18 protein-coding genes are annotated in these 22,719 nt (G+C 62.3%); 12 read left to right on the top strand and 6 right to left on the bottom strand.

Annotation, left to right across the window (positions count from 1 at the left end):
- Positions 1-1,157 precede the first annotated feature (1,157 nt).
- The 3 genes from QP552_RS01985 to QP552_RS01975 are packed head-to-tail and all read left to right on the top strand — an operon-like array spanning position 1,158 to position 5,473.
- Positions 1,158-2,057: a DUF3883 domain-containing protein gene (locus QP552_RS01985; protein ID WP_286074816.1), complete on the top strand. Its 900-nt coding sequence runs from the start codon at positions 1,158-1,160 to the stop codon at positions 2,055-2,057.
- Positions 2,054-4,465, top strand: coding sequence for a sensor histidine kinase (locus QP552_RS01980; RefSeq protein ID WP_286074814.1), 2,412 nt, complete (start codon positions 2,054-2,056; stop codon positions 4,463-4,465). The genes QP552_RS01985 and QP552_RS01980 overlap by 4 nt, the downstream gene beginning before the upstream one ends.
- Complete coding sequence (locus tag QP552_RS01975) at positions 4,466-5,473, top strand: hypothetical protein (RefSeq protein WP_286074813.1); 1,008 nt, start codon at positions 4,466-4,468, stop codon at positions 5,471-5,473.
- Here QP552_RS01975 and QP552_RS01970 read toward each other — a convergent pair.
- Both QP552_RS01970 and aceE read right to left on the bottom strand, forming a co-directional pair.
- Positions 5,466-6,698 (bottom strand): DNA cytosine methyltransferase, encoded by a 1,233-nt coding sequence (locus QP552_RS01970; RefSeq protein ID WP_286074812.1) that lies wholly within the window; start codon positions 6,696-6,698, stop codon positions 5,466-5,468. The two genes, QP552_RS01975 and QP552_RS01970, sit on opposite strands and share 8 nt — an antisense overlap.
- 178 nt (positions 6,699-6,876) lie before the next feature.
- Complete coding sequence (aceE, locus tag QP552_RS01965) at positions 6,877-9,564, bottom strand: pyruvate dehydrogenase (acetyl-transferring), homodimeric type (RefSeq protein ID WP_004139606.1); 2,688 nt, start codon at positions 9,562-9,564, stop codon at positions 6,877-6,879.
- A 568-nt stretch (positions 9,565-10,132) separates the two neighbouring features.
- Here aceE and QP552_RS01960 point away from each other — a divergent pair.
- The gene (locus QP552_RS01960; protein WP_060380960.1) at positions 10,133-10,693 is read left to right on the top strand and encodes a PadR family transcriptional regulator; all 561 of its coding nucleotides are present in this window, start codon (positions 10,133-10,135) and stop codon (positions 10,691-10,693) included.
- Positions 10,694-10,753: 60 nt separating this feature from the next.
- Complete coding sequence (locus QP552_RS01955; protein WP_106550525.1) at positions 10,754-11,551, top strand: siderophore-interacting protein; 798 nt, start codon at positions 10,754-10,756, stop codon at positions 11,549-11,551.
- Between the two features lie 95 nt (positions 11,552-11,646).
- Here the strand turns inward: QP552_RS01955 and QP552_RS01950 are convergent, their stop codons facing one another.
- Positions 11,647-12,480: a hypothetical protein gene (locus QP552_RS01950; protein WP_286074810.1), complete on the bottom strand. Its 834-nt coding sequence runs from the start codon at positions 12,478-12,480 to the stop codon at positions 11,647-11,649.
- A 210-nt stretch (positions 12,481-12,690) separates the two neighbouring features.
- Between QP552_RS01950 and QP552_RS01945 the strand changes: the two genes are divergently transcribed.
- Positions 12,691-13,092, top strand: coding sequence for a hypothetical protein (locus QP552_RS01945; protein WP_286074809.1), 402 nt, complete (start codon positions 12,691-12,693; stop codon positions 13,090-13,092).
- A 608-nt stretch (positions 13,093-13,700) separates the two neighbouring features.
- On the opposite strand, the gene QP552_RS01940 is transcribed toward QP552_RS01945, so the two are convergent.
- Both QP552_RS01940 and QP552_RS01935 read right to left on the bottom strand, forming a co-directional pair.
- Complete coding sequence (locus QP552_RS01940) at positions 13,701-14,408, bottom strand: YceI family protein (protein WP_005407837.1); 708 nt, start codon at positions 14,406-14,408, stop codon at positions 13,701-13,703.
- Between the two features lie 86 nt (positions 14,409-14,494).
- Positions 14,495-15,085 (bottom strand): malonic semialdehyde reductase, encoded by a 591-nt coding sequence (locus QP552_RS01935; protein ID WP_106549742.1) that lies wholly within the window; start codon positions 15,083-15,085, stop codon positions 14,495-14,497.
- A gap of 126 nt (positions 15,086-15,211) precedes the next feature.
- Between QP552_RS01935 and QP552_RS01930 the strand changes: the two genes are divergently transcribed.
- The 6 genes from QP552_RS01930 (at position 15,212) to QP552_RS01905 (ending at position 19,280) form a co-directional block, all read left to right on the top strand.
- Positions 15,212-16,174, top strand: a complete 963-nt coding sequence (locus QP552_RS01930; RefSeq protein WP_286074808.1) for a mitochondrial fission ELM1 family protein — start codon at positions 15,212-15,214, stop codon at positions 16,172-16,174.
- Positions 16,175-16,445: 271 nt separating this feature from the next.
- The gene (locus QP552_RS01925; protein ID WP_164138501.1) at positions 16,446-16,676 is read left to right on the top strand and encodes a hypothetical protein; all 231 of its coding nucleotides are present in this window, start codon (positions 16,446-16,448) and stop codon (positions 16,674-16,676) included.
- Positions 16,677-16,724: 48 nt separating this feature from the next.
- On the top strand, positions 16,725-17,576 hold the full coding sequence (locus QP552_RS01920; protein WP_286074807.1) for a DUF2145 domain-containing protein: 852 nt from the start codon (positions 16,725-16,727) through the stop codon (positions 17,574-17,576).
- Positions 17,577-17,595: 19 nt separating this feature from the next.
- Positions 17,596-18,099, top strand: a complete 504-nt coding sequence (locus tag QP552_RS01915; RefSeq protein ID WP_111113194.1) for a hypothetical protein — start codon at positions 17,596-17,598, stop codon at positions 18,097-18,099.
- A gap of 32 nt (positions 18,100-18,131) precedes the next feature.
- Positions 18,132-18,644, top strand: coding sequence for a hypothetical protein (locus QP552_RS01910; protein WP_164147363.1), 513 nt, complete (start codon positions 18,132-18,134; stop codon positions 18,642-18,644).
- Positions 18,645-18,719: 75 nt separating this feature from the next.
- A complete protein-coding gene (locus tag QP552_RS01905) occupies positions 18,720-19,280 on the top strand; it encodes a queuosine precursor transporter (protein ID WP_005407830.1) in 561 nt (186 codons plus the stop codon).
- A gap of 270 nt (positions 19,281-19,550) precedes the next feature.
- Here QP552_RS01905 and glnE read toward each other — a convergent pair whose 3' ends face one another.
- On the bottom strand, positions 19,551-22,346 hold the full coding sequence (glnE, locus tag QP552_RS01900; protein ID WP_286074806.1) for a bifunctional [glutamate--ammonia ligase]-adenylyl-L-tyrosine phosphorylase/[glutamate--ammonia-ligase] adenylyltransferase: 2,796 nt from the start codon (positions 22,344-22,346) through the stop codon (positions 19,551-19,553).
- Positions 22,347-22,719 lie beyond the last annotated feature (373 nt).

Raw genomic sequence — 22,719 nt, 5'->3', positions numbered from 1 at the left:
GGTGAGTTGTCAGCGGAAATGGTTCTAGGCCTAGCTATTTTTGGGGCTATCTACCGACCTTGGGTTGGGCATCCATGCCCCCCGTCCCTGCTAGTGAACGACTCAGAATCACAACCCCGGTGATTGCCATATCTGCAGATGGATGAAATGCAATGTGTTTTCGTCACCTAAAGCGGGCATGGGACTCACCCCGGAGGCGCAGCAGAACTTTGAGACTGCCTGAGAGCTCCTGAGTAGCTAAACTTGCAAGCGCAGCGCGTGAGTTTAATCAAGTGAATTCCTATCCGAATGCTTGATTCGGCGTTCTCCAGCCAAACGTTTGGTGTGAAAGAGCGTTCATCAGATCGGCAACGTCGTTGAGATTTTTCTGGCTCGCAATGGGCAAGACATCCCTTTTGGCATCAGCTGGCGCACCATGTCGTGGGGTTCAAGTAGCCTCCGCTCTGCCAAGGCGCGCAGGGACCGGCGAACCACAGAGCGATGTTCTCCCGCGTCTGCTTACGCTGTTCCGACGCCTCATTCGATACCGCTGGGCTCAAAGTCGGTCAATGCAAGCAGGGGCTTCCTGCCAACCGAATCAGTAGGAAAACGTAAAGGACCTACGGCTCAAGGGGTCCGGTAATCGAGATGACATTGGCACCGTTGCCGACCTCGAACTCGCACTCGCACTCGCACTCGCACTCGAGCACCGTGCGCTCCTCGGAGCACGAATGCCGTAGAACCTTCTCGCGCACGCTCGCTACGTGATCGCCGGGTGTCGCACTTGGAAGTTGAGTCTAAGACGTGTCCATCGGTAAGCGCCAGACACTGCGCAGGCGGCAAAAAAGCGCGGGGAGAAACGTCGCTCCGCCGTCATCTCGGCGCCAAGGGACGCGATGAATTGCACCTACCGAGGCTTTGAACTGAAAGCCAGCGAGGAACCAGATGAGGCTCCTCAACCGGACGGCAAGTGGGCCGAAGCCGCTATGCCCCAAGCGCTCTGAAGCCGCTATCCTACGGACGCCCTAACCCGGTGGCTATCCGACCGGAGAGGCATTCAAGCGAAGCGAATTGCCCAGGAACAGGCAAGAGGCCGCACCCCGCCGACTGCGACAGATGCTGACGTTATCAACTCGAACCTTGTTAAGCTATCTATACATGGTAAGCGGGGGCGGGGGATGTTCGTCATTGAGGAAGACGCCAGTAAGGACGGCCAGACGGGCAAGCCGTGGACAAATAGAGAGGTGGAACTCGTAGTTCGAACCTATCTATATATGCTGCGAGCGCAGGAGTCAGGCAATTCTGTCAATAAAAGTGAATGCAATCGGCGACTTGCATTAAGCATTCCGGCTCGAAATTTATTCTCAATCTCCAGAAAGCACTCAAACATCAGCGCCGTCCTGACGTTGATGGGAATACAAACCCTAGCAGGCTATAAACCGCTTTTCAATTATCAGCATTCTCTTTTTGAAACAGTCGAACGACTGATCAAGATCGACCGAGAATTCGACAGTGTGGCAACGAGCAGGGTGCAGATGCCGATGCAAGCTCCGACTGTCGGTTTTGGCTCAATCACCCTAGTCCCTCCCCCAAGATTTTCTGACCTTGACAAGGAAAAGCAAGGAAAGCTTCCAACTGAATGCGGAATTCACAGAGACTACCTTGCAAGGGAGTCGGCCAACAGATCAATTGGATTCGCTGGCGAGCTGGCGGTGCTCGAGTTCGAGAAAAATAGGCTCGCCAATGAGGGCGCGGTTGAACTTGCTTCACTCGTGGATCATGTCTCTGTCAGTAAAGGGGACGGACTCGGATTCGACATTCTTTCGTTTAACGCAGACGGCACCGAGAGACACATTGAAGTCAAGACAACTGCATACGGAATTCACACCCCAATTTATGTATCAAGAAATGAAGCTGAGTACTCAGCTAAACACGCAGAAAACTATTGGCTATATAGGGTTTTTGACATTAGAAGGAAGCCTAAAATATTCACACTGAAAGGTGATATATCCATCAACTTTAGCCTAACTGCGATGCAGTATATCGCACACCTTAATCCCAGGACTGGCAGCATATGAGTAAGGAACTTGCCACCGACAATGCTCCTATGCACTTCAAAATTAGCTCAGGACTGAAGCGAGTCCTGGGCCGAGACCTCATCACGGACGAGTTTGTTGCAATATTCGAACTTGTAAAAAATTCATTTGATGCGAGCGCACTAAACACCGACATAGTATTCATAAACAACAGCATATTTATTATTGATGACGGCAAAGGAATGACGCTGAGTGACATCAAGGATAAATGGCTTTTCGTCGCATACTCCGCCAAGAAGGACGGAACAGAGGACAGCGATGAGTACAGAAATCGAATATCTTCTCGAAGGTCATACGCCGGCAGCAAAGGTGTAGGTAGATTTTCCTGCGATCGCCTGGGCTCCAAACTTACACTACAGACTCGTAGAACAAACGATGGCCCCGTTGAAGTGGTAGACGTTGACTGGACGTTGTTTGAACAAAGCGCGCAAGCGGAGTTTGATCAGGTACCCGTCCTCCATTCGCGCGCCAATAATTTTTCACTACCTCCCTCAATTGGCGCTCTCAGTACGGGGACTGTGCTAGAGATTTCGGACCTGCGCGAGTTCTGGCCGAGGGAAAAACTTCTCAAGCTCAGATCTGCCCTTGCGAAAATTATCAATCCTTTTGGAGACAGCACCGACGGCTTCACCGTGAAGCTTTGGGCACCCCATGAACTCGAAACCGATGCGGAATCTGACTTAGATTTGGTCAAAACTGATGGTTCAGATCTAGTACCCTCTTATTCTGAAGAGGCGACCGAGATCAAACCAGCACATCAAAAGGTTAACGGCCCGATCTCCAACTTTATATTCGACACTCTTCGGGGGAAGACGACAAGCATCGATGTAAGGCTAAGTGACGATGGCCACAGCATTCTAACCTCACTAACTGATCGCGGCGAATTGATATACGAGATCAGACAGGACAATAAGTACAAGCTACTCACTGGATCAGGATTTAACTGCAGCCTATTCTATTTAAATAGATCCGCAAAACATACCTTTGCTCAGCGCATGGGGGTTAACTCAGTAAGCTTTGGATCAATTTTCTTATTCAAGAATGGCTTTAGGATATTCCCGATAGGCGAGAAGGGCACTGATACCTTCGGCATCGATCGTAGAAAGGCTCAAGGCTACAACCGCTTTCTCGGAACACGAGATCTCATCGGGAGAATTGATATTTATGGTTCCGATGAAATTTTTCGTGAATCCACAAGCAGAGATCAAGGGCTAATTGATACACCTGCGTATCATGAGTTAATGGAGTGCTTTGACGAGAACTGCTTCCGGCGCTTGGAGCGATACGTGGTGGGCGTCAATTGGAAGGACCCGCACGATCTCGATCGAGAGGATACGGCACGCCTCAAGGGAGACAGCGCTAGCGCAAGAATCGCGGCTATCGTATCTCAACTAGCAGGTACCGATGGCGTCGAGTTGGTTCGATACAGCAAGGACCTTGTTAGAATACTGAACGAACGATCAGACGACTTCTCAGATTCGATCACGAGCCTACGGCTGCTTGCTGAAAAATCCGGGGACGCACGGCTTTTAGACGAGATCACTGCCGCCAATGATAGATTTGTAAATCTCCAGCGTGCTGAGCAAGCAGCCAGAGAAGCAGCAGATCGGGAACGTTTGGCGAGGCGAGATGCTGAACGCATCGCGTTGGAGGCTCGGACGCAAGCAGAGAAGCTTGGCTTCAGCCTCGAAGAGGAGAAGAAGAGAAGCCTCTTTTTAACATCCCTCACAAGCCTCGATCAGGAAACGGTCGAGATACTCCATCACCAAATAATAATTCACGCCGCAGCGATAAATGAGATTCTTGGAATGCAATTCGACCGACTTAGAGACGGGATAACGCCTAGTCGTGATGACCTTCTTTCTTTCCTTGAAAACATCTCATTCCAGAATAGGAAGGTCCTATCTACTGCACGCTTCGCCACAAAAGCGAACTTCCGTCTCGATTCCGAACAAATTGAAGTCGACCTGGCCGCCTATATCGTTGACTATCTGACGACGATAGCACCTATATTTGCCGATTCCGGAATATCCATTGACGCCAGAAATTCAGATGCGTCTTTGATGCGAAGATTCAAGCCTATCGAAGTGTCCATTCTTTTGGACAACTTGATAAGCAATGCAAGCAGAGCTCAAGCATCTGACATATCCTTTGACATACGCCAAGCCTCTTCATCCGAGATTGAAATTACTGTCAAGGACAACGGAAATGGTCTTGACCCCAGAATTACTGATCCATCTCGAATTTTTGAGAAGGGATTTACCACCTCTACCGGATCCGGACTGGGTCTATACCATATCAGCCAAATATTAGATGACCTTGGTGGATCAATTGCCTTTGATCCCTCACGTTCAGGCGCCCAGTTTACGATAAGAATCAAAGGAAGATGAATGAAACTCGAGTACAGGATGCTGTGGTTTGATGACCAGAGAAGCTCTATTGAACCAGCGATAAAGCGAATCGAAGCAATAATAAGTAGACTCGGATTTCAGCCGCACGTTGACCTGCGAATCGTTCAGGCCGGCATGGAAGATCCTCTGGCTGGAATTCCAGATGAGGACGATGTTGATCTAGTGATGATGGATTGGAAGCTTGGTGGCCAACATGATGGCGCTAAGCTCACCCGTAGGCTTCGTCAGAAGTACCGCAACACAGACGTGGTCTTCTACAGCTCAGAGACCGCGAAGCGATTGAGGGAGCTGATATTCAATGAAGACATAGACGGCGTCTATTGCTGCAACAGAGACCAACTAGGCGACAGAGTCAGTGGAATCATTCAGGGCCAACTTCGTCGTGTCCTTGATCTCGATCATATGCGTGGCATCGTAATGGCGGCGACTAGCGATCTCGACCATGGAATGATCGAGTGCTTGGAGGTTATCCAGCGCATATCTTACCCTGACAACAAACCAAAATTTGCAGCAATTGTTTCTGAAACAATTACAGCTAGAATGCTGTCCAAGATTGAAGATATTCGAGATTTTGAACGAAAAGGCCGGTTAGATAAGCTACTTAGGGACCCTAACTTTGGCGCCACACAACGACTAGAAATGCTATTGAGTGAGATAGCCAAGATAGGCGACCAACTATCTGAGCCCCATCTTATTGAGCATCTCGAAGTTTATCAGGGTGAAATTATTTCACCGCGAAACGACTTTGCTCACAGGAAGGCAGAGAAGAAGAACGGAAAGATTTTTCTCCAGGGCCGCGAAGCTCATTACGATCAGGAGAAGATGCGAGAGCTTCGCCTTCGCCTGCTTAAGCACTCAGATAATTTAGGCGCACTCCTCTCAATGCTAGCGAATTTGGCTGTAGCCGCCGGACAACCCGCGTTGGCAGAGCAGTTGACCGATGCTCAAGCGGCTATTTTCTCAGCCTCGGATGACGCCGCTAAGTAGTCCAAGATACCTTGCAGTGCTCGCTGAGGCAGTGCCCAATTGCCTCAGCCATTAGCGGCGGAACAGCGTTCGCTACTTGGGTAAAGCGAGGTACTTCGGTACGCCGAAGGTGCCCGCCCGTCGTATATTTTCCTGTGAACTCAAACCAATCTGGAAAACTCTGCAGTCTTGCGTTCTCGCGGACGGTCAGAGTTCTCGGTTCGCTGTAGTGCAAAAGATCGTCCGGCATACTGGTGATCGTAGGAGACGGCTTATCGGGATCAAGAACGCGAGTTGCCATTTTTTTAATCCCTAGAGCCGCTCGCATAGCGCTTGAAAGTGCGCGATGAGAACGCCCCTCTTCCAGGCACATGCTTATTATTTTCTCAAACCTTTTCTCTACCGCTTCAGTATGACGCGCCAAGCGTGCGTCATTTGCGCCGCCCCGGAATTCGTCGCGCATTGCACGCTGATACTTAGTTCGTGGACGTCCTGGAACGAGGGAGAGAAACCCGGGACTATCGGATGAAGGCACTACGCTCGCGTATCTTGATTCAAAGTCGGAGATGGCCGCTCGTGCAGTATTCTTCGATGGAATATCCCACTTATCTATCACAGCCTTTGCTGACTCCTTAAGTTTCTCGATCGCCAATGGAAGGAGTTTGCTGTCGCGCCTTACCGCAATGAGAACGAAACGCTGTCTATTCTGGGGAACTCCAAATTCGGCTGCTGATAGGAGCGAAGAATCTACGTGGTATTCCGGTGCGAGCTGTCGTGCGAGAACCGCTGCGGTGTTCTCCTTTACCTTAGCGTTTCTATCGGAAACTGCGAAGTCAACCGTAAAGCCCCTAACGTTCTCGATTACCAAGAATTTAGGTTCTAGAATTCTGACTAGCTCAAGGTAGTCGTCAACAAGAGCATTTCTAGGATCATCCGCCATTCTTCTGCCGGCAGTCGAGAATCCTTGGCAAGGAGGACCTCCAGCTAGGAGAGTCACCTTTCCCCTTAAAGAGCTCAATTCATCACCGTGAGCTTCAATCAGCCCCTTCGCTGTCCATGGCTTTTTCTGAAGCCATGTTGGCCACGAATAGTGAAACCGGGCACCTTCCTCTAGAAAGTTGCGACTAAGAGTTGAGAAGGCGAACTCATCCTTTTCGATTGCAAAGAGACCATGCCAGCCAGCACGATGCAGGCCCAAGCTCAGGCCACCACACCCTGCAAAGACATCAATGTAATTGAGTTCCATTTTTTGCGTGCCCTTCCCTTGTAGGCAGTAGAGTTCTGGGGCACTCGAGACGCCCCCAGTGTCCGTCGTCAACCCAAATGCCCATGTGGATCCTACCTATATCGGTGATGGAGTCCAGCAATTAAAGAGAGGGCGGCCAGTTGGCCGCCCTCTCTTTACGGATATTCGCTACTCGCTATCAAACCCCAACAGGATTAGCCTTCTCCGGATCAATCTTGTACTGCTTGATCGCCCGGGCCACGTCCTTCGCGGTCATCTTCCCTTCCTTCGCCAGCGCCGCAATCGCGGCATGCGCGATGTAGTAGCGATCCACCTCAAAGAACCGGCGCAGGTTCGCACGCGTATCCGAGCGGCCAAACCCATCGGTACCCAGCACCGTGTAAGACATCGGCACGAACGCACGGATCTGGTCCGCATACGCACGCACATAGTCGGTGGCGGCAATCGCCGGGCCCTGGCGGCCTTCCAGCAGCTCGGTCACGTAGGCCTTGCGCTGCTCACCTTCCGGATGCAGGCGGTTGGCACGCTCCACGTCGAAACCATCGCGACGCAGTTCGTTGAAGCTCGGGCAGCTCCAGATGTCGGCGGTCACGCCGAAGTCCTTGTCCAGCAGCTCGGCCGCGGCAATGGCTTCGCGCAGGATGGTGCCCGAACCCAGCAGCTGCACGCGCAGCTCGCCCTTCTTCGGCTTGCCGGCGTCGGTCAGCAGGTACATGCCCTTGACGATGCCTTCGGCCGCGCCCTCCGGCATTTCCGGGTGGGTGTAGTTCTCGTTCATCAGGGTGACGTAGTAATACTCGTCCACCTGATCTTCCATCATGCGCTTGGTGCCGTGCTGCAGCACCACGGTCACTTCGAAGCCGAAGGTCGGGTCGTAGCTGCGCACGTTCGGGATGCCACCGGCCACCAGATGGCTGAAGCCATCTTCGTGCTGCAGGCCTTCACCGTTCAGCGTGGTGCGGCCGGCGGTGCCACCCAGCAGGAAGCCGCGGGTACGCATGTCGGCGGCCTGCCAGGCGATGTCACCCACGCGCTGGAAGCCGAACATCGAGTAGTAGATGTAGAACGGCAGCATCGGCACGTTGCTGACCGAGTAGCTGGTACCAGCCGCCATCCACGAGCTGATCGCACCCGGCTCGCTGATGCCCTGCTGCAGCACCTGGCCGCTCTGGTCTTCGCGGTAGAACATCAGCTGGTCGGCATCGACCGGCTTGTACTTCTGGCCGAACGGCGCGTAGATGCCGATCTGGCGGAACAGGCCTTCCATGCCGAAGGTACGGGCTTCGTCGGCCACGATCGGCACGATGTGCGGACCCAGTTCCTTGTCACGCAGGGTGATGTTCAGGCTCTGCACGAAGGCCATGGTGGTGGAGTAGCTGCGCTCGCCGCTGCTCTTCAGCAGGCGCTCGTAGGCTTCCAGCTTCGGCGCCACGAAGGTCTTGTCGGCCTTGCGGCGGCGCTGCGGCAGGTAACCACCCAGCGCGGCACGGCGTTCCTGCAGGTACTGCACTTCCGGCGAATCCGGGCCCGGGTGGTAGAACGGCACCTGGCCGTCGGCCAGCTGCGCGTCGGTCACCGGAATGTTGAAGCGGTCGCGGAAGTGGCGCACCGCTTCGTCGTCCAGCTTCTTGGTCTGGTGGGTCGGGTTCAGTGCCTCACCGGCGCTGCCCATGCCGTAACCCTTCACGGTCTTGGCCAGGATGACGGTCGGCATGCCCTTGGTGTTCACGGCCTGATGGTAGGCGGCGTACACCTTGTGCGGGTCGTGGCCACCACGGTTCAGGCGCCAGATGTCGTCGTCGCTCAGGCCGGCCACCATCGCAGCGGTTTCCGGGTACTTGCCGAAGAAATGCTCGCGGGTATACGCGCCGCCGAAGGCCTTGCAGTTCTGGTATTCGCCGTCGACGGTTTCCATCATCAGCTTCTTCAGGACGCCGTCGCTGTCCTTGGCCAGCAGGGCATCCCAGTAACCGCCCCACAGCAGCTTGATCACGTTCCAGCCGCCGCCACGGAACACGCCTTCCAGTTCCTGGATGATCTTGCCGTTGCCGCGCACCGGGCCGTCCAGGCGCTGCAGGTTGCAGTTCACCACGAAGATCAGGTTGTCCAGGCCTTCACGGCCGGCCAGGGCGATCGCACCCAGGGTTTCCGGCTCGTCGCTCTCGCCGTCGCCGATGAAGCACCACACCTTGCGGTCGGACTTCTCGATCAGGCCACGGTTTTCCAGGTAGCGCATGAACTGCGCCTGGTAGATGGCGGCCAGCGGGCCCAGGCCCATCGACACGGTCGGGGTCTGCCAGTACTCCGGCATCAGCCACGGGTGCGGGTACGACGACAGGCCACCGCCGTCCACTTCCATGCGGAACTTGTCCAGCTGCTCTTCGCTGATGCGGCCTTCCAGGAAGGAACGCGCGTAGATGCCCGGGGCGCTGTGGCCCTGGATGAACAGCAGGTCGCCCGGGTGGTTTTCGCTCGGGGCGCGCCAGAAGTGGTTGAAGCCCACGTCGTACAGGGTGGCGCCGGAGGCGAACGAGGCGATGTGGCCGCCCAGGTCACCCGGCTTGCGGTTGGCGCGGACCACGGTGGCCATCGCGTTCCAGCGGATGATCGAACGGATGCGCCATTCCAGCTCGGCATTGCCCGGGCTCTTGGCCTCGAGCTGCGGCTCGATGGTGTTGACGTATTCGGTGGTGGGAGAGAACGGCAGGTAGGCGCCCGAACGACGGGTCAGTTCCACCATGCCTTCCAGCAGCTGATGCGCGCGCTCGGAGCCCTCGACATCAATAACGGCCTTCAACGACTCGATCCACTCCTGGGTTTCCACAGGATTCGGGTCGTTGTTCAGCACCTCGTTCAACCAGTTCATTAGCGCTCCCATAACCGCACGCACGCGCGCGACTGTTGTATAGATTTCTAGACCGCAAAGTGTAGCGCACCAAGGGCTTTCGTCACTTGGCTACGCAGGCGTATGGATGCAACCGGCCAGTGTCCGCAAGGGGCTTGCACGGCCCGGTGAAGGCCCTACGGCGGGCCTTGGCGGCTGCGCGGGCTGTCGCTTGCGGGTTGCTGCGCCCATGTGCAGGACGCAGTGTTACCGCTGCCGATGACGGTTGTGGGGCAGCGCCGGGGCCACCTGTATCGGCTCTGCGTGCTGGCGCTGAACCGGCGACAACGTGTCGCACCTGCCTCTGGATCAACCCCCGCAATGCCCTCAGGGTAGACCTCGAGTGTTGGCCTCGCCCGCCTCGGTCCGCCGTCTGGCCCTGCCTCACTCCCTTCCACAGCATTGCCCGGGGCGCCTCGCAAGGGGCGCCCCTTTTGCTGTGGGCGGGGCCGGCCGTGGCCCAAAACAGACCTGCTTGTGGCCGGATCGATGATTGCCGGCTTCGATATATCGATATATCGTTTGCACACTCGTTTACCGATATATCGAAATGAGCCGTACCCCTTCTCCCAGAGCCCGTTCCACCGACTCGGCCGTGCCTCGCCGCAACGGCCAGCCGCGGGTGCTCAGCCGTGGCGACCTGCGCCTGCTGGTGCTGGCCCTGATCGGCGAGCAGCCGCGCCATGGCTACGAGCTGATGCAGCTGATCAGCAACCAGTTCATGCAGGCCTACACGCCCAGCGCCGGCACCATGTACCCGTTGCTGGCCAGCTTCGAGCAGGCCGGCTGGATCGAGGCCGAGGAAGTGGACGGGAAGCGGATCTTCCGCATCACCGCCGCCGGCGAGTTCGAGCTGAAGGTGCAGCGCACCCAGGTGCGCCTGGCGCAACGGCGTGCCTTCGACCGCGCCCGCGAGATCACCAAGGCCTCGCTGCCGGCGCCGCTGGCCGGCGCCCTGCACGAGTTCAAGCGGGCACTGGTGCACCACCACGGCCGCTGGGCCGAGGGTGAGGCGGAAGAAGTGGCGGCGCTGCTGACCCGCGCGTCGGCCCTGCTCAACGGCACTACCGGTGGCGAGAGCCAACCCTTTTCAACGACCCAGCCAGACTGACTCCAGCCAGGTCCTCCCCCATGCCGCGCACCACTGCGCGACACCTTTACAGGTATTCCCATGACCGAACACAACAACTCGCGCCTGCGCCTGGATGTGCGCTTCCGTGAACTGACCGTGCTGCGCACCGAAGAGGTCACCCCGCTGATGCGCCGCATCGTGCTGGGTGGCGCCGAACTGGCCGGTTTCGATTCGCCGGGTGCCGACGACCACGTCAAGCTGTTCTTCCCCAACAGCAGCGGCGAAATGGTGCTGCCGGTGGTCACCGCCGAAGGCCGCAGCTACCCCGCTGGCAAGGAGCCCTCGCCCGCCCGCGACTACACCCCGCGCTGGTGGGACCACGAAACCGGCGAGCTGGCCATGGACTTCGTGCTGCACGACCACGGCATTGCCGGGCCATGGGCCAAGCAGGCCCAGGCGGGCGACACGCTGGTGATCGGCGGCCCGCGCGGTTCCTTCGTGGTGGCCGACAGCTACGACGCGTATGTGCTGATTGGCGATGAGACCGCGCTGCCGGCCATCGCCCGCTGGCTGGACGTGCTGCCGGAGGATGCCGAGGTGCAGGCCTTCATCGAAGTGAGCGATGAAGCCGAGCGCCAGGACCTGCCGCAGTATGAGAACGTGCGCATCCACTGGCTGGAGCGCAACGGCTTCCCGGCGGCGACCAGCACCCTGCTGGAAGACATGCTGACCGACTTCGAAGCGCCGGAAGGTGATGTCTTCTACTGGATCGCCACCGAATCGCGCCGCGCCCGCATGATGCGCAAGTTCATCGAAGGCCACCTGGGCGTGCCGCGCGACTGGATTCGTTCCACCGGCTACTGGAAGGCCCACCCGGACGAAACCGACGGCGATTGACCGGCTCGGGGTCAGATCCCTTTTCCACAGGAAAAGGGATCTGACCCCATGCACCAGGCCCTCCGACAGGTAGTGCCGGCCGCTGGCCGGCAACCTCATGGACCCTCGGCAGTAACCTGCAGTTGCCGGCCAGCGGCCGGCACTACCACGCTGGGTGCCACCTGCCGCGTCCACCCGAACCGCTGCGCGGCCCAGATCTCCAGCGCTACCAGCAGCGCGATGATCAACAACGGCAGCAGCAGCCCGAAATACACGCCGGGCATCATGCCGTTGATCTGCGCCTTCACCAGCCGCAGCACGCCGCGGGTATGCAGCAGCTCTTCCACGTGCATGGTCAGTGCCTCACGCACCATCTTCGGCTCCAGGCCGAGGGTGCCGGCCCTGTCCACCAGCGTGTCTTCCACCATGCCGCGCAGCAGGCCTTCGCGTACCTTGCCGATCACCCATCCCGCACCACGCACCAGCGGGCCATCGCCAAGACGGTCGAGGCCCGGCAGCGGGTGTTCGCTCAGATAGGCCGAGGCAATGGCGTCGGCCACATCGCCCACCGTGCCCTGGCTGTGCAGGGCCTCGCGCATGCGCGGGTCGTCCAGCGAGTCGGCGAAGCCTTCGCTCCAGCCTTCCACCAGGGTCTGCAGGTGCGGCTGGAAGTGATCGAGCTGCTTGAACAGCGCGCGGTGCGCACCGGCGGTGAAGCCCAGCTGCAGGCCGAAGAAGGCGGTGGCCAGCGGCAACAGCACCACGTAGCTGGCCAGCAGCCAGTGATGCCAGCGCTTGCGCCGCTGCAGCCAGCCGCGGCGGTGCAGCCCGCGCCAGCCGATGATGCCCAGCACCAGGCCGAGCAGCGTGCCAAGCAGGCTGCCGCCCACCAGATCGAGCACGCTCAGGCCCGACCAGAATTCGTTCAACCAGTACTGCGCGTCCTGCATGGGTCTTCCTTCCGTGGGTGCGGCTGCGCCTGAAAGGCCAGCCAGGTAGAGTCGACTGTTAGTCGACTAACGCGCGCAGCGCGGGGGTTTCCGGTATCGCGCCAAGAGCAGTCGACTGACAGTCGACTCTACCAAAGCGGAAGCGTCCCGGCCCGGAGCATGCCAAGCAATGCGACAATCGCGCTCCTTTCCTGCAGCAACGAGGCCCACATGGCCAAACTGACCCTGGCCAGCGTGGACGCGCTGCGTACCCGCTTCGCCGATGACGCCGCCTGCGATGCGGCGCTGGCCGCCTTTGCCGACACCGCCGCCCTGCGCACGCCGCTGCGTGAGCTGGTGGAGGCGCAGCACCGCTTCCTGCAGGCCGAGTTCGAAGTGGCGCAGGTGGCCGACGTGCTGCGCCGCGACCAGAAGTACGCGCCAGTGGGCCGCCCGTCGGTGCACATCGTGCAGCTGCGCAAGCAGCAGGCTGCAACCAAGCAGGCGGCGCTGATCGCCCGCCAGGTGGTGGCGCAGGCGGCGCAGACCTTCGTGCGCGTGAGCGGGCTGGCGGTGAAGGCCAAGCAGAGCCCGAGCGAAGCGTGTGTGGTGTGGATGGGCGCGTTGCGCTGAGGGCGCTGCCCACGATGTGATGGAACCGACCAGCGCGTGATGGAACCGACCAGCGTGCGATGGAACCGACCAGCGTGTGATGGAACCGACCAGCGGTAGAGTCGACTGTTAGTCGACTCGCGCGCAGCGCGGGGTTTTGGCATTCCGCGAAGAGCAGTCGACTAACAGTCGACTCTACCAAGGCAGGTTTTCCCCGCAGCGCAGGTTTTCCCCGCAGTGCAGGTTTTCCCCGCAGCGCAGGTTTTCCCCGCAGTGCAGGTTTTCCCCGCAGTGCAGGTTTTCCCCGCAGTGCAGGTTTTCCCCGCAGTGCAGGTTTTCCGCGCAGCGCAGGTTTTCCCGCGCAGCACAGGTTTCCCGCACAGCGCAGGGTTTCCGCGCAGTGCAGGTTTTCCCCGCAGTGCAGGTTTTCCCCGCAGTGCAGGTTTTCCGCGCAGCGCAGGTTTTCCCCGCAGCGCAGGTTTTCCGCGCAGCGCAGGGTTTCCGCGCAGTGCAGGGTTTCCGCGCAGTGCGGAGTTCCCACGCGCCATCGACGCGGATCGCATTCCCCAAAAAGAAGGCCCGCTTTTCAGCGGGCCTTCTGCCTTCTCACGACGAGTGAGCGGGGTGCATCAAGCGGCCGGCTTTTCGCCGGTGGCTTCGGTGGTGATGCGGATCTTCACTTCATCGCTGACGTTCGGGGCATACGCGCCGACGCCGAAATCGCTGCGCTTCAAGGTGGTGGTGGCATCGAAGCCGGCGGCCGGAACCTTGGCCATCGGGTGCTCGCCGCCGCCGTTGACGGTGACGTCCAGGGTGACCGGCTTGGTGATGCCCTTGATGGTCAGGTCGCCGGTGACGGTCAGCTTGTTGGTGCCGGCCGCTTCCACCTTGGTGCTCTTGAAGGTGGCATCGGCGAACTTGGCGGCGTCGAAGAAGTCGGCGCTCTTCAGGTGCTCGTCGAACTTGGCGGTGAAGCTGTTCAGGCCGCTCAGCGGCAGCTTCACTTCCACGGTGGACTTGGTCACGTCTTCGGCGTTGTACACCAGGGTGCCTTCAACGTTGCCGAAGTGCGCGCTGGGGTTGGAGAAGCCGAAGTGGCTCCACTGGGCCAGCACGTCGGTGTGGGTCGGGTCCAGCTTGTAGGTGCCCGAGGCGATCTTGATCGCTTCGGCGGCCGGGGCGGCAGCAGCGGCATCGGCAGCCGGGGTGGCGGCCTGCTCGGTGGTGGCCGGGGCGGCGGCATCGGCGGCCGGGGCAGCGGTGTCGGCCGGCTTGGAGCAGGCGGCGATGGCCAGGGTCAGGGCCAGCGGCAGCAGCAGTTTACGGGTGGCGCTCATCTCAGGAACTCTCCGGATCGTAGGGTGGGTACACGGTGCAGCAAGAGCCCGCCGCGGGACGACGGGCCCGAAACCGATACAACGACTTACGCGATGCGCGCCGCTTCGTCGAACGACAGGCGCGGCAGACGCGGGAACAGGCCCGCCGAGTCACCGTAACCCAGGTTGACCAGGAAATTCGACTTGATGGAGGTACCGGCGAAGAACGCTTCGTCCACCTTGGCCGGATCGAAGCCCGACATCGGGCCGGCATCCAGGCCCAGCGCGCGTGCGGCCAGGATCAGGTACGCGCCCTGCAGGCTGCCGTTGCGGATGGCGGCTTCGTGGCGGCCTTCCTGCGGGCCGTCGAACCAGGCCTTGGCATCGGTGTGCGGGAACAGGTAGGGCAGCTTCTCGTGGAAGTCCAGGTCGAAGCCGATGATGGCGGTGACCGGGGCGGCCATGGTCTTGGCCAGGTTGCCTTCGGACAGGGCCGGGGCCAGCTTTTCCTTGGCTTCCTTCGAAGTGACGAAGACGAAGCGGGCCGGCGTGGTGTTGGCGGCGGTCGGGCCCCACTTCACCAGGTCGTACAGTTCCTGCAGCAGGCTGGCCGGAACGGGCTTGTCGAGGAAGGCATTCTGGGTACGGGCAGTACGGAACAGCTGGTCGAGGGCAGCAGCGTCGAGCGCGTGGGACATCGGTGGATCTCCAGGGCGGCGAAGGGAAGTCAGTGCCCGCGGGCGGCGCGGGGCGAAACGACGAGCCGCAGTGTAGAGTGTCGCGACTGTTGCAACACCCAGCAGGGCTGAAACGAATTAATGCCAATGGTGAAACGATCGAGTGCGCCCTGGACGGTCACTGACGGCCGCGCGGGCAATGTCCGCCAGGCGGTCGCGCTGGCCTCGGCGCTGCGCCAGGGCACCCATCGGCCGCTGGTCCTGCAGCCCCGCGCCCCTTGGCGCTGGGTCTCACCACGGCGCCTGCCGGGCGATGTGAACGGCTACGGCGAGGCCTTCGCGACACTGGCCGCCGAGGCCCCGGCCCTGGCGATCGGCTGTGGTCGCCAGGCTGCCGGTGCGCTGCGCGTGCTGCGTGCCCGTGGCAGCCAGGTGGTGCAGATCCTCGACCCGCGCATCGGCGCACGCCACTGGGATGTGGTGGTGGTGCCCGAACACGACGCCCTGCGCGGCAGCAATGTGCTGACCCTGCTCGGCAGCCTCAACCCGGTGGACGATGACTGGCTGGCCTGGGGCCGCGCGGCCTTCGCCGGCTTCAGCACCCTGCCCGGCCCGCGCACCGCGCTGCTGGTGGGCGGGCCAACCCCGCTGGCGCCGTGGGATGAAACGGCGATGGTCGGTGTCTTCCGCGCGCTGGCCGATCAGATCCGCAGCGAAGGCGGCAGCCTGCTGGCCACCACCTCGCGCCGCACGCCACCGGCGCTGGCCGAGATCCTGCGCGCCACCTTCGTCGGGCTGCCGCATGTGATCTGGGGCGACGGCGGCGACGGTGTGAACCCTTATGGCGGGTTGCTCGGCTGGGCCAACCGCGTGGTGGTGTCGCCCGATTCGGTGAACCTGCTCTCCGAAGCCTGTGCCACGCGCATGCCGGTGATGGTGGCGCTGGCCGATACCGCGCAGGGCCGCCTGGCGCGCTTCCAGCAGCAGCTGCGCGAACGTGGACGGCTGCAGGAACACTGGCTGGACTGGCAGTACGACCGCATCGAGCCGCTGCGCGAGACCGCGCGGGTGGCGGCGGAAGTGAAAGCGCGGCTGGGGCGTGCGCAATGACCCGGGAAAGGAGCCGACCCGGTAGAGTCGACTGTTAGTCGACTGCTGTTGGCGATACCGCCGAAAACCCCGCGCTGCGCGCGATAGTCGACTAACAGTCGACTCTACCGCGCCGCGGCCCAAGCCCGCGACGCGGCCCAAGCCACGCGCCCTGGCCCGAGCCCCCTGACGTGGTCCGGCCCTCCGTTACCCGGGTGTCCAGCGATTTCTGAACATTTCGATCCGGCTGCACGGTTAGAGTCCAGCTTCCCCCATCATGCTGAACGTCTTCATGCGCACCCTGCTCCTGCTGCCGCTGGCCCTGCTCGCTGCCTGCTCCACCGCGCCCACCGAGCTGGACCCGATTTCCTACCAGTGCCAGCAGCAGCTGGACGCGTACCGCGAACAGCCAGCGCTGCGCGATCCTAAGACTGGCGAACGCCCGCCGCTGCCGATCGCGCCGATCAGCGAGGCCTGCGACCGCGAGCTCAAGCGCAAGGGCGTGGACCGCCCGCTGCGCTGAGCGGCGTATGATCGGCGCGCGGGCCTGCCCGCCGTTGAAGGTATCGACATGGATCGTTTCTCCCGCCTGCCCCGCGCCGCCCTGCTGATCGCCAGCCTGCTGGCGACAGCCCCCGCATGGGCCAACAGCACCGAATGCCGCGAACGCTACCCCAGCGTCGCCTCGCAGGCGGCGATGCTGGACGTGGCCTGGACCACCGCCGAGCGCCTGGATGCGCTGCCCGATGTGGACGTGGTGGTCGCCGCGCGCGGTGGCCAGGACCTGAGCCGATATGGCCTGCGACACAGCCACCTGGCCTTCCTGCTGCGCGAGGACGATGGCCGCTGGCGTGCGATGCACCTGCTCAACCGCTGCAAGACCGACAGCTCGCAGCTGTACCACGAAGGCCTCGGCAACTTCGTCGGCGAGAGCGGCGGCCATACCGACCTGCGCATCGGTGTGCCTTCGGCGCCGTTGCGTGCTGCATTGAAGGCGATGCTGGTGTCGCCCTCGATCCAGCCCAAGGCGCTGCACGAGACCAGGTACAACGTGGTCGCCTACCCGTTCGCCACCGAATACCAGAACTCCAACCAGTGGGTACTGGAAGTGCTGGCCGCAGCGATGGCGCAGGCCGAAGGCGCGCCGGCCATCGTCAAGCGCGAGCAGGCCCAGCAGTGGCTGCGCCAGCAGAAATACCAGCCCAGCGTGCTGCACATCGGCCTGGGCAAGCGCGTGGGAGCGCGCCTGTTCGTGGCCAACGCCACCACCACCGACCATCCGGCCGGCGAACGCATTTCCGGTAACTATTCGGTGGTGACGGTGGAATCGGTGTTCGACTTCCTGCACCAGCGCAGCCAGCTGCAGCAGGAACTGGTGATCCCCCATGTGCCGGTGGCCGGTGCTGCTGCCGCCACGCCCTGAATCCCGCGAGGAGAACGACATGCGTCCGCTGCTTGTTTCCCTGATGTCGATGGTGATCGTTGCCGGCCTGCTCGGCGCGAACACCGCCCATGCCGAACGCCGCATCGTGATCATCCACGACCCGGGCCCGCAGGGCCCAAGCCTGGAGATGTCCTCGCAGATGGTGGCCTCGGCCCGCGCAGCCGCCGCCAAGGAGGCCCAGGATGCGGCCGACGCAGGCCGCCCGCTGGTGCGCCAGCAGCAGATCAAGCTGCCGCAGATGCAGGTAAGCGCCATCGCCACCACCGTGGACGGCCGCCGTGAAGTGCTGCTGCGTGATGCCAACGATCCACAGAACACCGCGTCGATGCAGTACCCGCGCGGCATCGGCGATCCCGCCGTGCAGTTCACCGTGGGACAGACCGTGAACTTCGAGCCGACCGGCAACGACCAGGGCTGGCAGCTGAAGGACAACCAGGGTCGCCCGCTGGAATACCTGCCCGAGGCCACCGGCCCGCGCGACATTTTCGATACCCGGCGCTGAGCCGCCGTCTCCACTCTGACCAGGAGGTCTCCATGTTCCGCTGCCTGCGCGTTCCTGCTTCCGCCCTGCTGCTCTCCGCACTGCTGGTGCCCACCGTCCATGCTGGCGCCGCACCGCAGTTGAACAGCAGCGAGGCCAGCGTGCTGATCACTTCGGTGATCGTGGTCTCGGTGCCCCTTGCCGCATCGGCCGGCCTGTCCGAACTGTCGAAGGCGCCGTTCAAGGCCAGCGAACGCCGTGAGAGAGCCCAGCGCACCAAGGCGGTGCCGCTGCCGCCGATGGAAGTGAAGAAGGTGGAGACCACGCCGGCGGGCGAACGCCAGGTACAGCTGCAGGTGCCCGACAAGGCCGACCAGACCGCCACGCTGCGCTGGCCGGCGCGCGTGCATGAGGACCAGACGGCAGCCTTCGTGGTCGGCCAGCAGGTGCATTTCGACCCCACCGAAGCCGGTGCCGGCTGGACCGTGAAGAGCGCGCAGGGCCAGGCACTGGCCTACGTGCCCACCGCCTACGCGGCGGGCGATGTGATGAGCGAAGCGCTGTAAAGCTGAACGAGCGTTTTTGGATTTGGCGCGGGCCGGGCGGATAATGGGCGATCCCCTTTGTCCCCCTGGCTCGCCATGTCCGTGCGTCCTGCCCCTCTTTTTGCCCCGCTGACCCCGCGCGCCCTCGTGCTGGCGGTACTGGCGATGGGCGCGGTGGTGCTGCTGTCCAACGTACTGGTGCAGTACCCGATCAACGATTGGCTGACCTGGGGTGCCTTCAGCTATCCGGTGGCGTTCCTGGTCAGCAACCTGATCAACCGCCGCTTCGGCCCGGGCCCGGCGCGCCGCGTGGCGTGGATCGGCTTCCTCGTGGCGGTGGTGTTGTCGGTGTGGGTGGCCACGCCGCGTATCGCCATTGCCTCGTGCTCGGCCTTCATCGTGGCGCAGCTGCTGGATATCACCGTGTTCGACCGCCTGCGTCGTGGCAGTTGGTGGCGCGCACCTATGGTGGCCACCACCTGCAGCGCGACCGTGGATACCACCATTTTCTGGTCGATCGCGTTTGCCGGTTCGGCACTGCCGTGGGTGAGCTGGGCGGCGGGCGACCTGGCCGTGAAGCTGGCCATCGGCGTGTGCCTGCTGGCGCCGTTCCGCGCGCTGCTGTGGAAGATGGCGCCGCTGCGCGCGACCAGCTGACCGCACGTGTTCTGGTAGGTGCCGACCTTGGTTGGCACGCTGTCGCCGGGGTCATGAACGCTGATGGGTTGTGCCAACCAAGGTTGGCACCCACCAGAAGCGGGTTATCGGCGGGACCATTGATCCGGTAGGTGCCAACAGCGGGTCATTGCGTTGGTGGGTGCCAACCTTGGTTGGCACGCTGTTGCCGGGGTCATGAATCCTGATGGCCTGTGCCAACCAAGGTTGGCACCCACCAGAAGCAGGCCATTGCCCAACCATCGCAGCCGGTCAGGCGAACGGCAGCTCCGCGGCGATGCACGCTGCCGTAATCACTGCACACGCCTCTTCAATCGCAGGCGTGGTCGGTGCCAATCGCGGCCGCCGATCCAGCGTGCAGGCCAGGCCCACGTCCAGCAGCGTGGCATGCGCGCCATGCAGCCCCTGCGCGGTGGCATCGGGCAGGAAGCCGGCAACCGCCAGCGCATCGATCAACGACGGTGTATCGCGCGGTTCCAACAGCGCCGCATGCTGCGCACTGCGCGCCAGCACGCCGGTCTGCAGCAGGAACTCCAGGTCCACTACGCCGCCGGCACCCTGCTTCAGGTCCAGCCGCGCGGCGTCGCTGCGGTCCAGTTCGGTGCGCATGCGGCCGCGCATCTTCAGCACATCGGCATACAGCGTCGCCGGATCGCGCTCACGACCCAGCGTCTGCGCACGCACCTGTTCGAAGTCGGCCAGCAGGCTGGCATCGCCGGCCACGCCGCGTGCGCGCACCAACGCCTGGTGTTCCCAGGTCCATGCGCGTTCGCGCTGGTATTCGGTGTAGCTGGCCAACGAAGACACCAGCGAACCCTTGCCACCGTCCGGGCGCAGGCGCACGTCGATGTCGTACAGGCGGCCGGCGGCGGTGACCGCGCCAAGCAGTGCCATCACCTTCTGTGCCAGGCGCGCATACCAGCGGCCCGGCTCCAGCGGCCGCGCACCATCGCTGGCATCCACCCCGGCCGGGTTGTCGTGCAGGAACACCAGGTCCAGGTCGGAACCGAAACCCAGCTCCAGGCCACCCAGGCTGCCGTAGCCGATGATCGCGAAGCGGCCACCGGGAATCTCGCCGTGTGCGGCGCGCATGTCCGCTTCGGCCATCGCCAGCACGGTGATCACCACCGCCTGCGCCAGCTCGGCCAGTTGCCGGGTGCTGTCCACCGCGCCCTGGCGCCCGTCCAGCGTGGCCATCGCCATGCGGAAGCTCAGCGCCAGCCGCGTCTCGTTGAGCCAGCGCAGTGCGGATTCGGGATCCTCCACCGCCAGCACCTGCTGGCACTCGGCCAGCATGCCGGCAGCATCCGGCATCGGCCCGGACACGCGCACGTCCAGCAGTTCGTCCAACAGCAATGGATACGCGGCCAAGCGTTCGGCCAGCAGCGCACTGCGCGCCAGCACATCCACCAGCCGCGCCAGCGCACTCGGTTGCTCATCCAGCAGTGCGAGATAGCTGGTCCGGCGCAGCACCGCCTGCAGCAGGCCGAGCACGCGCTTGAGCGCTGCGTCCGGTTGCGGCGAACGCGTGGCCGCATGCAGCAGCGCCGGCAGCACGCGATCGAGACGCGCATGCGCGGCGTCCGACAACGACTTCACACCGGTGCCCTGGGCGAAATCGCGCAGCGACTGGTCGGCGCCGTTGGCATCGAGGAAACCGGCTTCGGCCAGCAGCGGTGCATTGCTGCCGTCGGGCAGGCTGCGCCAGTAGTTGGCCAGTGCGTCGGGCGCGGCCTGGCCTTTGCGCGGCGCCAGCAGCGCGGCGAATTCGGTACTGACCCGCTGCTGCTGCACGGCCAGTGCCGCGCGCAGCACGTCCCAGTCCGGATAGCCGAGGCCGACGGCGATGCGCTCGCGGTCCAGTGCATCGCTGGGCAGCACGTGGGTCTGTGCATCGCGCAGCATCTGCAGGCGGTTTTCCAGCCGTCGCAGGAACAGGTAGGCCTCGCGCAGCGCGCTGCCATCTTCGGGCGCGATCTGTCCGGCGGCCACCAGTGCATCCAGCGCCACCAGCAGGCGGCGCTCACGCAGCGCCGGCTCACGGCCGCCGCGGATCAGCTGCAGCGCCTGGCACAGGAACTCGATCTCGCGGATGCCACCGGCGCCGCGCTTGATGTCCTCATGCAGTTCACGGCGCGCGACTTCGGCGGTGATCGCCGCCTTCATCTCGCGCAGGCCGTCCAGTGCGGTGAAATCCAGGTAGCGGCGGTACACGAACGGGCGCAGGGTCTGCAGCCACGCTTCACCGGCCTCGATATCGCCGGCCACCGCGCGCGCCTTCAACCATGCATAGCGTTCCCAATCGCGGCCCTCGCGCTGGAAGTACTGGTCCATTGCCGCGAATGACAGTGCGACGCGGCCAGCGCTGCCGAACGGGCGCAGGCGCAGGTCGACGCGGTGGCTGAAGCCATCGACGGTGGTTTCGTCCAGCAGCTTGGCCAGGCGCTGGCCGAGACGGGCGAAATACTCTTCGGCGGCCAGCGCACGCGGCCCGTCGGATTCGCCGCCGTGCGGGTAGGCGTAGACCAGGTCGATATCGGAACTGAAGTTGAGCTCGCCACCGCCCAGCTTGCCGAGGCCAAACACCACCAGCTGCTGCGGGACGCCTTCGCCATCGCGAACCACGCCGTGGCGCTGGGCGAACTCCTGCTGCAGGGCCTCCAATGCCAGCCGCAGGCAGTCCTCGGCCAGGGTGGTGGCGCCGGCCAGGGTCTGCGCCACGTCGTCCAGCCCGGCCAGGTCGCGCCAGATCAGCCGCGTGGACATCGCCGCACGCCAGCGCCGCAGCTGCGCCGGCCAGTCGCTGGGCTGCAGCGGGTCGAGCGCCGGCGCCGGGATCGGCGGGCAACCGGAGGCGGCCAGCTGCGCCAGCAGGGCCGGTTGCCGCACCAGGGTATCCAGGGCGAAGTCACTGGCCACTGCCAGCCGGGTCAGCAGCGGCTGCAGCTCGGCCGGGGCAGGCTCAGGCAGCACCTGGGCCAATCGCGACAGGGCGCGGTCGACAACGGGCTGGAGGGCGGCGGACAGTTCGGCGGGGGCGAGGGTCATGCCCTGATTCTCGCGGGGTCGGATCCCTTTGCCAACGGCGAAGGGCTCTGCCCCCGAGATGCCGCCGGTTGATGCGGCTGGTGGGGTCAGAGCCTTTTGCCCTTGGCAAAAGGATCCGACCCCGAAGGGGTGCCGCGCATTCATTTTGGGCGGCAGGCAATAAAAAAGCCCGCTTGCAGCGAACTGCCAGCGGGCTCTGCTCCCTCCCCCACGTCGGGATGCAGGGCCATCGTGCGGGCTGCGAAAGCACTTTGCACGCTGCACTGCAAAACAAAACCGGCGGGTATGGGTGAGCCCTCCGGGGAAAAGCCATTCCACGAAGGTAGAACCCCCCGTACGGATGAGGATGGCCGATAATCGGGATTCCCCCCAG

Source organism: Stenotrophomonas sp. 59, assembly GCF_030291095.1.
Lineage (GTDB): Bacteria > Pseudomonadota > Gammaproteobacteria > Xanthomonadales > Xanthomonadaceae > Stenotrophomonas > Stenotrophomonas maltophilia_Q.
This window is presented reverse-complemented; position numbering and strand designations above follow the sequence as displayed.